The organism is Bacteroidales bacterium (assembly GCA_023229505.1).
GTDB lineage: Bacteria > Bacteroidota > Bacteroidia > Bacteroidales > JAGOPY01 > JAGOPY01.
Window position 1 is genome coordinate 57,820 of sequence record JALNZD010000006.1, and the last position, 13,095, is coordinate 70,914.

Annotated in this window: 7 protein-coding genes; 4 read left to right on the forward strand and 3 right to left on the reverse strand. The window is 45.7% G+C overall.

Going from position 1 to position 13,095, the window contains the following annotated elements; all coding sequences use genetic code 11:
- Window positions 1-26: 26 nt before the first annotated feature.
- Window positions 27-1,256: a spore maturation protein gene (locus M0Q51_03670; GenBank protein ID MCK9399083.1), complete on the reverse strand. Its 1,230-nt coding sequence runs from the start codon at window positions 1,254-1,256 to the stop codon at window positions 27-29.
- A gap of 198 nt (window positions 1,257-1,454) precedes the next feature.
- Window positions 1,455-1,595, reverse strand: coding sequence for a hypothetical protein (locus tag M0Q51_03675; GenBank protein MCK9399084.1), 141 nt, complete (start codon window positions 1,593-1,595; stop codon window positions 1,455-1,457).
- 68 nt (window positions 1,596-1,663) lie between these two features.
- Between M0Q51_03675 and M0Q51_03680 the strand changes: the two genes are divergently transcribed.
- From M0Q51_03680 to M0Q51_03695, 4 genes are all read left to right on the forward strand, one after another.
- Window positions 1,664-1,888 (forward strand): type II toxin-antitoxin system HicB family antitoxin, encoded by a 225-nt coding sequence (locus tag M0Q51_03680; protein MCK9399085.1) that lies wholly within the window; start codon window positions 1,664-1,666, stop codon window positions 1,886-1,888.
- A 391-nt stretch (window positions 1,889-2,279) separates the two neighbouring features.
- Window positions 2,280-3,029: a hypothetical protein gene (locus tag M0Q51_03685; protein MCK9399086.1), complete on the forward strand. Its 750-nt coding sequence runs from the start codon at window positions 2,280-2,282 to the stop codon at window positions 3,027-3,029.
- A 192-nt stretch (window positions 3,030-3,221) separates the two neighbouring features.
- Window positions 3,222-5,684: a TonB-dependent receptor gene (locus tag M0Q51_03690; GenBank protein MCK9399087.1), complete on the forward strand. Its 2,463-nt coding sequence runs from the start codon at window positions 3,222-3,224 to the stop codon at window positions 5,682-5,684.
- Window positions 5,685-5,703: 19 nt separating this feature from the next.
- On the forward strand, window positions 5,704-6,543 hold the full coding sequence (locus M0Q51_03695; protein ID MCK9399088.1) for a hypothetical protein: 840 nt from the start codon (window positions 5,704-5,706) through the stop codon (window positions 6,541-6,543).
- 53 nt (window positions 6,544-6,596) lie between these two features.
- On the opposite strand, the gene M0Q51_03700 is transcribed toward M0Q51_03695, so the two are convergent.
- Entirely contained in the window at window positions 6,597-13,046 is a 6,450-nt protein-coding gene (locus M0Q51_03700) for a hypothetical protein (protein ID MCK9399089.1), read from the reverse strand.
- Between the last annotated feature and the right edge of the window lie 49 nt (window positions 13,047-13,095).

Below are 13,095 nucleotides of genomic sequence, written 5' to 3' on the forward strand. Positions count from 1 at the left end.
AAGTAACGATGTAGCGATTTGGTTCACTAAAAAAACAGGTAAGCTACAAAAATCGCCGCCAGCGCACCGGCAAGGTCAGCAATCAGCCCGCAGGTGATGGCATAGCGGGTCTTTTTTATGCTGACAGAACCGAAATAGACGGCAACGATATAAAATGTTGTGTCGGCAGCGCCCTGGAAAATGCAGGAAAGCCGTCCCACGAACGAATCGGCCCCAAACTGTTTCATGGTATCCACCATCATGCCGCGGGCGCCTGAACCGCTCAACGGCTTCATGAAAGCCGTCGGAAGTGCATTCACGAACCCGGTATCCACACCCAAAGCTGCTACCAGCTTTCCGATACCTCCAACCAGGTAATCCATCGCCCCTGAAGTCCTGAAAACCCCTACTGCCACCAGGATAGCTACCAGGTATGGAATGATCTTAACAGCGATCAGGAACCCATCTTTGGCCCCATCGATAAATGACTCATAAACATTGACCTTCTTATAAAAAGCCAGAATAATGAATGAGACGATGATGATGAACAAAATGAGATTGCCCGATACGGAAGAAATGGTGTTGATCTGTTCCTGCGGGATCGTGGAAAAATACCAGATGATGCCCGATACCAGGAGGGTAAATCCTCCTAAATATACCAGGATAACTTTGTTGAACAGGTTGATCTTCTGAAACAATGATACCGAAATGATCCCAGCCAGGGTTGAGAAAAAAGTGGCCAGCAGGATGGGGATGAAAACATCAGAAGGATCGGCGGCGCCCAATTGCGCCCGGTAAACCATAATGCTGATAGGAATAATGGTCAGCCCGGAAGCGTTCAGTACCAGGAACATGATCATGGCATTGGAGGCCGTGTCTTTATCCTTGTTAATTTCCTGCAGTTCCGTCATGGCTTTCAGTCCCAACGGGGTAGCCGCATTATCGAGACCCAGAATATTGGCGGCCAGGTTCATCATGATCGAGCCGGTAGCAGGATGGTCTTTCGGGATTTCAGGGAAAAGGCGACGGAATAATGGCCCAACTGCCCTGGACATCAGCGTCACGATGCCGCCTTTCTCTCCGACACGCATCAGGCCCATCCACAGGGTCATGACCCCGGTGAGGCCCAGGGAGATCTCGAAACCGGTCCTGGCCATATCGAAAGTGCTGTTCATCATGGCCGGGAAAATCTCCGTATCGCCAAAGAAAATAAGCCTGGCCAGGCCCAGGATGAAAGCGATGATGAAGAAGGCTATCCAGATGTAGTTTAAAACCATGATGATTTATCCAGGTCAGTACTGTTCATTTCCAGCCAAATTTATCCATTTTTTTAGCTAAGTACATGACAAAAATTTACAACACGCTATAAATTTATCTATATCGTCAGAAAACAGCACATTTGCGAGAAATGTCAGGCCATACTTGAATATACTTTTATTTCTGAAACCGGCAACTGGACAGCAACTAACGATTTGCTATACTTTCGCGGCACTTACGGCTACTACTGGAATAATACGCAGAACAATTCTTCCGGTTGCATAAGCCTGTCCTTCAGCAGTAGCATCAGCGCCATGGGCAGCCAACCTAAGGATTCCGGCATGTCGCTCCGTTGCCATAAGGATTGAGAATTTGATTAAAAATGTCTGAACCACAAAAAATACGCTAACTTTGCAAAAAAAGGATTATGAAAAACATTGAGATGACGGCTGTTTTCGAACCCTGCGATGAGGGGGGGTTTATTGCATACGTGCAGGAGATATCCGGGATAAACACGCAAGGGGAAACCCTTGAGGAAGCAAAGGAGAACCTTGCAGACGCCGTGAATCTGGTTTTTGAAGAGATAAGAGCTACAAGCAGGAAGGGCAGGGCTGATAAGATGATAACCCAAACCATGTCGTCCAGCTTCTGATGAAGAGAAACAAGCTGGTCAAAGACCCCGGCATTCCAGATATTTTAAAACCATAACAACTCTATGAACTTTATAAACTTTCTAACTCTTTTCCCTAAGTACATGACAAAAATTTACAACACGCTATAAACTTATCTATATCGTTAGAAAACAGTAAAAAAAATCCCTGGTTTATAAGCCCAAACAAAAGCAATCAGCGCCAGGGAAAAGAGCTTATTAATACGGTCCAAATCGGTCAAATGCGTGTCCTCAATTAGGAACTGCAACAAGTCAACCCTTACTAACTGTTGCGCCGGACTACGCACTGGCATCTTTAACTTTGCTGCCAGTAATGCAGTTTCGTGGACATCAGCCAAAACCCTTACAATAACAGGATGGGCTGGTAGTTGGAATGGTACTACCGGTACGGCGGGGAAAATATTTATTGGTATTACCTCATCAGGATATTGTAGCGTGGATCGTTGCCAACCATGGCTGGCATCTGCTGACTTCTCCCGTAAGTAGCCAGGCAATTCAACCAAATTTTGTTCCTGATCCGCCCACAGCAAATGAGGACTTTTATTCCTGGGATGAATTAAATGGTTTATGGCTCAATTCAAAACTGGGTAACGGGACATGGAATTCTGGATTTGATGATAATTTCATCGTAGGGAAAGGTTATTTGTGTGCTTACATCACAACAGCTACCAAAAACTTTACCGGCACGCTCAATAATGCCAGTACATCCACCATTAGCCTTTCCCGAACCGAAGCTACTAATTACTCCGGCTGGAACCTACTCGGCAATCCTTTCCCCAGCGCCATCCAATGGAATACCGCCCAGGAAAGCATCATCCGTTTTAATGAAAACGCCACCGAAGGTTTCGACAACGATTATGATGCCCATTTTCTTGCCGGATATGCTCCCCAATTTTATTCGTTATCAGGTGAAGAACAACTCTCAACCAATACTATGCCCTATATGTTAAGCAACAACACTATAGCAATGGGGTTTGTAAAGAATGACAATACCAACTTCAGCATTGAAGCCAAAGGGCTGGAAACCTTTGCCACCGGAACAGAAATTTGGTTGCAGGATTTGAAAACCGGTGCACAGCAAAAACTGAACGATAACCCGGTGTATTCCTTGGAATTGGCCTGATCCTTATTGCGGCTGTCATTCGTTTCAGAAGACTCATATAAATTTAGCCGATGGGTTAACCCATCGGCTTTTACAAAAGAGGGTGTTCCAGCAATGGGCGCCTTTTTTTATTTACCGTCAAATTAGTCCCATTCATCGATTTAATTTTTTTACGTGGCTAACTGTTCTTTACTTTGCGGAAAATTTCAAGTAATGAAAAAGATTGCATTTCTATATTTTCTTTCGACTGTTATTTTCAGCCTACAGGCTCAGCCATATTCATCCGCTTCTGCTGAAACCATCATTGTTTCAGGAACTATTAAGGGTAAAGTCATTGAAGCCACGAGCAATACCCCGGTGGAATATGCCACTGTTACTTTATATAGCGCCGAAGACTCGACTTTGATAGACGGCGTAATCACCAATACTGCCGGATTATTCGAATTTAAATCGGTCGCCGTGGGTGAATATAACATCATCGTAAGGTTTATGGGCTTCCGGAAGGTCTTTATCGCAGGGATCAATATCAGCGATAAGAACATGGTTTCTGATGTCGGAATTGTGAGCTTACGGGCTGATGTGACCAACCTCAATGAAGTGGAGGTCGTCGGGCAGGCTCCGCTGGTTGAATATAAAATAGACCGGAAAGTGGTGAATGTGGATCAGCAACTCCAGGCCCAGGGCGGAACGGCGGTGGATGTCCTGGAGAGGATCCCATCAATTAAAACAGACCTGGATGGAAATGTTGAACTGCGCGGAAGCTCATCCTTTACAGTCCTGATCGATGGCAAGCCAAGTATCCTGACAGGCAGCGACGCCCTGAACCAGATCCCGGCCTCCACCATCGAAAAGATCGAGATTATCACCAATCCTTCGGCAAAATATGATCCCGATGGCACGGCAGGGATTATCAACATCATTACTAAAAAGAAAAGCCTGAAAGGGTTATCAGGGATTGTTAACCTGAGTGCAGGAACCAGTCCGGATTACTCAGGCAGTGTGATGCTGAATTACCGGACCAAGAAGACCAGCCTGTCTCTGGGGGTAGATTTTGGTAACCGGAATATGACAGGACACCGGAACGGCTACCGGGAATCCTATCTCAGCGATACTTCCTATCTTAAAACCACAAACGAAAATAAAATGACCCGGCAGAGCATCAGTGTTAAAGCCGGGATTGATTACAGCCTGAGTGAAAAAAACACCCTGACTGCTGAGGGAAGTTACCGTTTCTTTGATATGTCGCGGGGTGGGAAAACCAAAAATGAAGAATGGAGTTCATTGGATGTTAACCGGCTGAATTACCTGACCGATGACCTGGAAAAGTCGAATCATCCCACTTACCAGTTCACCTTGCGGGATGTTCAAAAATTTAATAAGGAAGGAAGTGAGTTGAACATGTCGCTTACTTATGACCAGGGAGATGATGAAGGTGAAGAAAATACCAAACAATTTCTGACTGATGAAGCCTGGCAGGATACCCTGGAAATTATTAATGATTATAAGACAAATACGACTGAATTTGAACAGGAATGGGAAGGGGATTTTGATTTTCAGAGTTCCTTTAATGACAAGAGCAAGCTTGAAGCCGGTTTCCAACTCAGGATAGACCTCAATGATATGGATTACAGGTATTTCAATCATGATTCCGCCTCCGGTTCCTGGATTGAGGATACGAAACAGAGTAACCGGTATGAATTTTTTAACAATGTCTACGCCCTATATGCCACGTACGCAAGGGAATTTAAATCCCTCGGCCTGAAAGCAGGATTGCGTGCCGAGTACACCGACCGCAACCTCCACCAGGTCACTGACCAGGCTGATTACCCCTATGAGAAATTCGACTTTTATCCAAGCCTGTACCTGACTTATTATCTTCCTTACAATCAGCAGGTACAGCTATCTTACAGCAAGAGGGTAAACAGGCCTCACGGGGATATGCTGAATCCGTATGTTAATTTTTCGGATGCCTTTAACAGTTTTTCAGGTAACCCGGAGTTGCAACCGGAATTTTCTCATGCAATGGAATTAAACTACCAGAAATACTTCGGATACTCCTTTTTAACCATTGAAACATATTACCGCCTGACTAACAACAAAATGACCCGTGTTCAGGAACTTAATGACCAGGGGGTGATGAATATGACGATGAAAAATATTGACAACGACCGCTCACTGGGTGTTGAAATGTCAGGAAATATCCAGGTAAACAGTTGGTTTACTATCAACCCTGTGGCTTCCATATATGATTATAAGTTGAATCAAACGTCAGACAGCACCGATGGTTCAAAAAGAAGCACGAACTGGAATGCCAGTGTGGAATTTGCAGCCAACCTGAAGACCGGCACACGCATGAGGCTGAACGGGAATTATGGCAGCCCGACGGTGACTGTAGATGGAACCCGGAAAGGAATATTCTACATGGGATTTTCAGCCCGCCAGGACTTTTTAAGCAATAAGTTGTCGATCACCCTAAATATCCGCGATGTTTTGGATTCGAGGAGAATGAAAAGCACCAGCGAAGGGGATAATTATTACTCCACGAATGAGAATTGGCGGAAAGCCCCCTTGTTCAGTATCAGCCTTAGTTATAAATGGAATAATTATAGCCGGAAAAGAAACGGGGCCGATAGCTTTGATGGAGATTATGATGTCATCAACATGAATTCATTTTAATGCTATATTTATATTTGCCATGAAAAAGTCAATAATATCAGGTATTTTAACCTTTGCAACAATTCTTCTGACCATCTCCGGCACCAATGCTCAGAAGATCGGGTTTTATGAATGTAAATGGCATTCTGCTATTTCAGCGGATGATGAAGAAGGATTGGTCAACCAGATGCAATTTGAAGAAAAGAGCAAATTTCTTTTCCTGTTTACCAATGACGAGAAAAACTTATATATTGATTTAGTATTGGCCGATAAAGCCGCAATTCAGAAAGTCATGAGGTTTGGGCTGACTACATGGTTCAATCCTGAGGGCAAACATAAGAAAGGAATGGGCATTCAGTTTCCTGTAACAGCGGAAGAAAATAGCGAACCATCTTTTAAAAGAGAAAAGGGTGGCGACCGGAAAGAGATGATGATGGCCATGATGGCCCGTAAGAACCAGGAGATGGTCCTGGTCGGGTTTGGCGGGAAAGGTGAGCGGAAAGTCATCGATCCACGGATTGACTCCTCTTTTCATGGCAAGGTGGATATGATGGAAGGCGGGAAGATGCGGGTAAGCCTGGTTTTACCATTGAATAAGCTAGGCCGGAGCAATGAAACTATCAATATGCCATTCAGTGCAGGGTTCGAAACCGGTTACCTTGATCTGAACCGGGAAGGCATGACAGCCGGGGCCGGGCAAAGGTCGGGTGGCGGTGAGATGCATGGAGGAGGAATGCCGGGAGGAGGCCCCCCTCCGGGAGCGGGACCAGGAGGGCAAAGTGGCAGTGCTGACCGTCAGCAGCAGCAACCGAATATCAGTGAACTTGCTTCTCCATCAAAATTATGGATAAGCCAGGTTAAACTGGCTGAAAAGCCATGACAAAAAAGGCCCCTGCATTTCTACAGGAGCCTTTACTTTTAATTATCTTCAATTTATTTAGTTACAAGAACTTTTCTTATAACCGTCTGATTTTCTCCCTGGAATACCACCGTGTAGATACCCTTTGAAGGATTTAACAGGTCGATGGTCTGCTGTGCTTTGCCATTCACATGGAAATCCTTCATTTCAAAAACCCTGACCCCTAAATCATTATAAACGTTGATAGAGAAGGTCTCTTCGCCCGGAATGACAATTGAAACAGTAAACTTACCGTCATTGGGGATTGGGTAAATGGCGAAATTGCTTCCATCCAAATCATCCAATCCAACAAAGAGTACTTCAACATGATTGGACTCTTCGGAAACACATCCATTCAGGGTAACGATGGTCCAGTAATAGCCTTCTTCTTCCGCCTGGTAATCCTGGTCGGTGGCTCCGGCGATCATAATTCCTTCATAAATCCATTGGTTACCTGCCGGTGCGCTGCTGTGAAGCAGGTAATCACCATCAACAGTCACCACCGGTATTAATGGAATCGGATTTACCCTCACCTCATAGGCCGGTGAAGGAGTGCCGAAGCCGCAAATATTCTCTCCCATTACCGTGATATCGCCCGTCACAGCATCCGGGGCGAAATCAACCATAATATTGTTGGTATTCTCTCCCGCAACGATTGTTGCACCAGGAGGCAGGGTCCAGAAATAACTCAATGCATCCGGAATAGCAGCTACAGAATAATTGACTTGCTGGGTCCCGGCGCAAAGCTCAGGTGTTCCGGTTATCTGTCCTGCAGCACCCGGGTATGCCATAACGGTCACACCGAAGGTTGCCGGAGAGGCTGCGGAACATCCATAAGTATTCGCATAGTTCACGCTGACGGTTTGGGCGCCGGCGCCGAACCAGTTCACTTCGATCTGGTACGTACCCTGGCCGGTGACAATCGTACCGCCTGAAGTTACTGTCCACACGTAATTGCTGTATCCAGTCTGCGTGGTATAGACATGCAGGCCGGAATTCACGCACGTCATGTTGGAACCGGCGATAGTCGGTGTAGGCAGGTCGCCAACCGTGACATTAAGATTTGCCGGTGCGGCGGCAGGGCAGCCGGCAGCGCTGATATAGGTTACGGTTACATATTGCGCGCCAGTACTGTTCCATTTTACAGTGACGGAATTCGTTCCTGCTCCGGACATGATCTGGCCACCGGCTGACACGGTCCATACATAAGCGGTCATTCCGGCTTCTGTGCTGTAAACGTAACTCGAAGTGATACAAGCGGTATTTGGGCCGGTAATAGTGGGCACAGGCAGCGGATTGACTGTAACGGCAAGGCTGGAGGAGGCCCCAACTCCGCAGTTACTGGAACCATAAACGGAAACATCACCCGAAACGGCTGTTTCATCAAAGCTCACCGTAATGGTGGGTGTATTTACGCCGGCAGTAATTGTACCTCCGGCCGGAATTGTCCAAACGTAATCGGTTGCATCTGTAATTGGCGCAACACTGTATGTATGTCCGGCACTAGGCTTACAGACACTGCTCGGACCACTTATGGGTCCTGCAGCACCAGGAGGAGGACAGTAAGTGTTGAATGACTGATCGGCGCCGTAAGTTGTGCCTGTAGCATTCACGCCAACACAACGGAAATGGTAAATAGTATTATCTGACAATCCGGAGAGAGCAGCCATAACGGCAGTGGGCACAGAACCGTCAACAGATGCAGGAGTAGCTGAAATGACATTACCATAGGCCATTGTTTCGCCCCATTCAAAGGTTACCGTTGTCGTCTGATTATTGGCGGTGATCGTACCGTTGAGCTGGGCTGTCGTAATGAACACATTTGTTGCAGGATCGGTAACCACAACAGGTGGAGCTGAAAGAGTGGTGAAGGTCATATCGTCTCCATAATCAGAACCTGAAGTATTTGTCGCGACAACCCTGTAATGGTATAAGGTATAAATTTCCAGTCCTGTGATGTCAGCACTTACCGGTGTATCAGTATTTCCGGTGACCGGGCTTTGTGAAGCCATAACGGAGGAGCCATAACTATCGGTTAACCCATATTCAAACATAACCGATGCAGTCGAGTTATTAGCGTTCACGGTTCCGTTTAAGGTGGCTCCATTTAAGGTAATACCGGTTGCAGCTGCTGTAGTGGCAGTTGGCGGGGGAATGGTTTCAAAGGTCAGATCATCACCATAAATGGTCACACCGGTCCCCGTTATTCCCCTGGCCCTGAAATGGTAAATATTTGATGTGGTCAGACCCGTAAGATCAGCGCTGATTGCGGTAGTCGTGGTACCGGTAACTATAGCCGGATCGCCGGGAACCGAATTCCCATAATCCGTTGTCAGTCCGTAATCAAAGTACGTGTTAACAACCTGTCCAATTGCATTGACTGATCCGTTGAGAGTGGCTATCGTGGCAGCAACCCCGGTCGCCGTTAATGTAACCACCGAAGGATTTTCCCCGAATTCATAGGCTCCCATATCGGGAGGGTTTGTCCGGTTCACACCCGCATAATCCTTCGGCACGGCAGGAATGTATGTACCCAAATTATTTAGAGCCGAATTGGTGGGATGCAGATCTGTAGCCGATACAAATAACGGATTGATATTCACCGAGTTTGCATCCTGACCTGTAGCCACCTGCCAGGCAGCAAAATCTGTTATCACAGCCCCGTAATAGCCGATAGCACTGCCGGTTGAATAGTAATCATTGAAATTGATTTGTGTAAAAGTACTGGTAGAAGGAGTATAAACGGTATAAGCTCTGGGGTCATTTCCGGTCAGGGCATTGTAGAAGATGTTATCCCGCAGGTCCATGTTATCCGTGGCAGTAGAAATAAACAGGCAATGTGAATATACCCCCGCTGTGGAACTTCCAAAGGCACCCGTCAGACTGATGGAATTATGCCACACTTTATAACCATCTCCTCCAATGATCCGGATCCCGATGGGGCCGTAGAAATTAGAAGTACTGCCGTAATTATAGAGATCGTAAATGGTATTGTTCGACACCTGGTTTGCCAAGCCACCGGTGTTAGAGGAGAAGTACATAGCAATACAATAATACGTTGCCGTTGTATTGGTCTGGCCCATGGCATGAATGGTGTTTTGGCTGAACAGGGAATTCGAAATATAGGTCCCCAGCCAGATTCCATACTTGCTGCCATTATAGATCATATTGTAAACCTCATTCCCCGAGACAATAGCTCCGTCAATGCTTTGTAATCTCATGGCGTACCCGGTTATATATTCGGTGTCTGAGTCTCCGCCAACTGTATTATTTTTAATTACCAGGTTATCCAGTTCTCCGACATTCGGCACGCCCTGGGCAAAAATACCGTAATATGCCCTGGAAACCCTGTTGTTCTCAATGGTGATGCCGTCATTGTCTGCTCCAGTGCCTGAAGTTGTAATTGTTGCACCGCCCAGATAGATTCCGAAAGTGGATGTGACTGTATTACTGCCTGCTTTGACATTACAGTTTTTAATGACATTGTTCATGGAACCCTGGCCAGCACCCTGGCTGGAGAACCACACCACTGCACTATTTGTAGAAGTGGCAGTGTTTTCAATGGTAAGACTCCGGACATTGCCACCGGGCACATTTGATCCATCAAAAATAAAATATTGACCTCCATTGAATTTAAAAACGGCAGTCGTGGAAGTTCCTGTAATGGTTGGTGTAACACCGGCTGCCGGTCTGATGGTGACCGTATTTACCGGGCTGGTACCGGCAACAGGAGCAAGAACTATCGGCAGTGTTTCAGCCGAATAGGTGGCATCTGTCAATTCGAAGATTACCGGGCAAACCACATCCAGTGTAGCCAGATCGGTAAGTGCATCGGTAATGGTGGAATAAGTCTGACCCGTGCCGATCTGGAAAGTACCGCAAATTGGAGCAAGTATTATATAAGATAAGGGAGGATCAGGCGGTGTGGAACAGGCCGGCGGGTCAGACGTAAAACCACCGGCACCTGCAGATGGGACAGCCCCTATATTTATAGTAGGAATGGCTTCGTCCTGTGCCACGATGTAGTAGGAAACAACATCACCCAGCACAACACCCGAGCCAAATGTGAATGAGTATTGATCTCCACCAAGCCAGGTAGCGGTAGCGGCATTCCAGGCATTGTCATTGATTTTCCAATAAAGCACAGGAAGGCCTGTTCCGGCTGTTGGAACACCCGTAGCATCTGTTATGGTAGCGACCAAAGTTGAGGCAGAAGTAGATGATGTATTCGGCAAAGGAGTGAAAGCAATATTGGGGGGGGTAAGGTCTGTACCCATTCCGCCGAATTCATCAGCACCCATATCAGGAGCAGTGGCCGGTGAAACAGGGTTGTCAGGATAACCGGTATTGGGGTACCTTGCATCTCCATCGTAATCGGAAATAATATCAACAGGTGTTGTCACAACAATACCTCCGCTCTCACATTGCGTGGGCACATTGGTTCTCATGTGGAGGTTATATGGATGAGTAATTTTATTTAAAAATGGAGGATTTTCCGAAACTGATGCTGCATCAGCAGGAGAAACGCGGGCCTGAAAATCGGCCAGTGTCTGATCTGCATTGGTGCCATCATAAAATATGAGATTATTCGGACCGGGTGTGCCGGCATAAAAGTCATTATTGTTCGATGTGGTAGCGTATGTGCCAATACTGGTTGAACTGCGACGGTATGCAACAGTAAATCCTGTCGCTCCGGGCGTAGAGACATTGACAATAATGTTGTTCTTTAATTCAACTGTAGGAGTCGTGGAAGCATATATCCCGTCGGTCCCGAAAGCAGCACCGGTAGAAGAGGCATTAAGAAATACGGAGTTGTTATAACAACCATGTGAAGTACCGCCTGAAAAATAAATTCCATGGACAGCCGTGGCGCCTGTCGCGTCAGGTGCATATAATTCGGATATGAAGTTATTGTATAAATATATGTTTGTGCCGGAGCTCACATAGATGCCATAAAGTGTTCCGGCTGTCGAGTTCATATTCAGGTTCTGTATCTTATTGTTAGAAAAATTTCCGGTAGTGCTGCCTGATGTATAAAGACCATAAACCGTATTATTTGCATCCAAAATATTGGTGATGGAATTATCATAGAAATTTTTAGTAACACTGGTGTTAGTGTTGTAAAATCCATACGTAGTGCCACTTGACGCAATAGTAATATTATTGACAGTATTGTCATGACAGTTGAGCACGTTACTGCCGCCGGGTATATAGAAAATATAAGTGGTTCCGGCACCTGGCGTTGACTGCGTGCGGAAATTGTTGGATACCGTATTATTATTAACATTTATCGTGCCGTCCGTAGTTGGAGAACAGGAGAAATATAGGTAATAGATAGACCCTGTGGATGTGGCTATTGCAGAGCCTACAACATTATTGGATACATTATTATTGTAAAAGTTAGCAGTGACCCCGCCGGTTGAGATATATATAAAGTACACCGTACCGCTGGTATGATCCGAGATCGTGTTGTTGATGATGCTGTTGTTGTAATAGTTTACGGTATTGGAAGTCCCTGATGATCCACTTCCGGAACTATAAAGAGCGTAAAAGGAACCCGTGCCACGGTAACTCATACTGACGGTATTATTATACACATCAACATTGGCGTTTGTAGCAGTCCCGAAATACATAATATACTGAGATGCAGACCCCATGTCAGATATCCCGGTAAATGTATTGTTGGCAATTTTTACCCCGTTCTGGTAATAACAATAAAGGCCATAGCTGGCAACTGTTCCTGCTGACTTGCCCAGACCAGTAACAACATTAGCGCCATCTACCCCTAATTCATTATTCTGGTCATAATAAGTAAAAGGAGTTGCATCAGCACGCCCGTACAAATAGAATGCATGATAACAATTTGAAACAGTCAAACCGAAGAACTTGTTATTTGAGTTCGTGCCGGCAATATCCGAAACAACAAGTTGGGTTGTCGAAGTTGTGGTGTGGTTATTAGAATAAATTGCACGGGAATTTGTATTATTTTGACTTAGTGTCATGGTACAGTTCTTTATCGTGTTATTCTGTGACCCATTGGTTTCAGAGGTTTTGAGAATGGCATATGCCCATTCCATAAGTTCGGCAGAGGTGGTATTAACCGGGTTTTCCTGGATGTTAATTCCATCAAAAGTCACATAATCGGCACCAGCCAAACAAATGACATAATCCATCGTTCCAATGCCCGGTGTGGCGGCTGTGATCAGCGGATTTGCTCCTGCGCCGCTTTTTTGAAAGATGATCTGGTCGGTTGTCGTCCCTGTTGTTGTTGTAATCAACCCGGCAGTTGGAGTGGAGAATGTTTCGGTATGCCCGGCAGCTATGTTAAAAGTGACTCCGCCGGAACCAACGCCCAGGGTGTTTAATGCTGAAATTGCAGCTTCAATGGTTGCATAATCACCGGGAATTATTTTGGTCCCGGTTAACTGCCCGAAGGCAAACTGAAATGTAATCAGCGAAACAATGAGTAGTAGATTTTTTTTCATTATACTTGGTTTTAAATTTGTCAATCAAAATAAAAAATTATATAATTAA

What these genes read in the sequence shown, in the direction of transcription:
- M0Q51_03670 (MCK9399083.1), bottom strand. Translation starts at nt 1,256, where the DNA reads ATGGTTTTAAACTACATCTGGATAGCCTTCTTCATCATCGCTTTCATC.
- M0Q51_03700 (MCK9399089.1), bottom strand. Translation starts at nt 13,046, where the DNA reads ATGAAAAAAAATCTACTACTCATTGTTTCGCTGATTACATTTCAGTTT.
- M0Q51_03695 (MCK9399088.1), top strand. Translation starts at nt 5,704, where the DNA reads ATGAAAAAGTCAATAATATCAGGTATTTTAACCTTTGCAACAATTCTT.
- M0Q51_03680 (MCK9399085.1), top strand. Translation starts at nt 1,664, where the DNA reads ATGAAAAACATTGAGATGACGGCTGTTTTCGAACCCTGCGATGAGGGG.
- M0Q51_03690 (MCK9399087.1), top strand. Translation starts at nt 3,222, where the DNA reads ATGAAAAAGATTGCATTTCTATATTTTCTTTCGACTGTTATTTTCAGC.
- M0Q51_03675 (MCK9399084.1), bottom strand. Translation starts at nt 1,595, where the DNA reads ATGGCAACGGAGCGACATGCCGGAATCCTTAGGTTGGCTGCCCATGGC.
- M0Q51_03685 (MCK9399086.1), top strand. Translation starts at nt 2,280, where the DNA reads ATGGTACTACCGGTACGGCGGGGAAAATATTTATTGGTATTACCTCAT.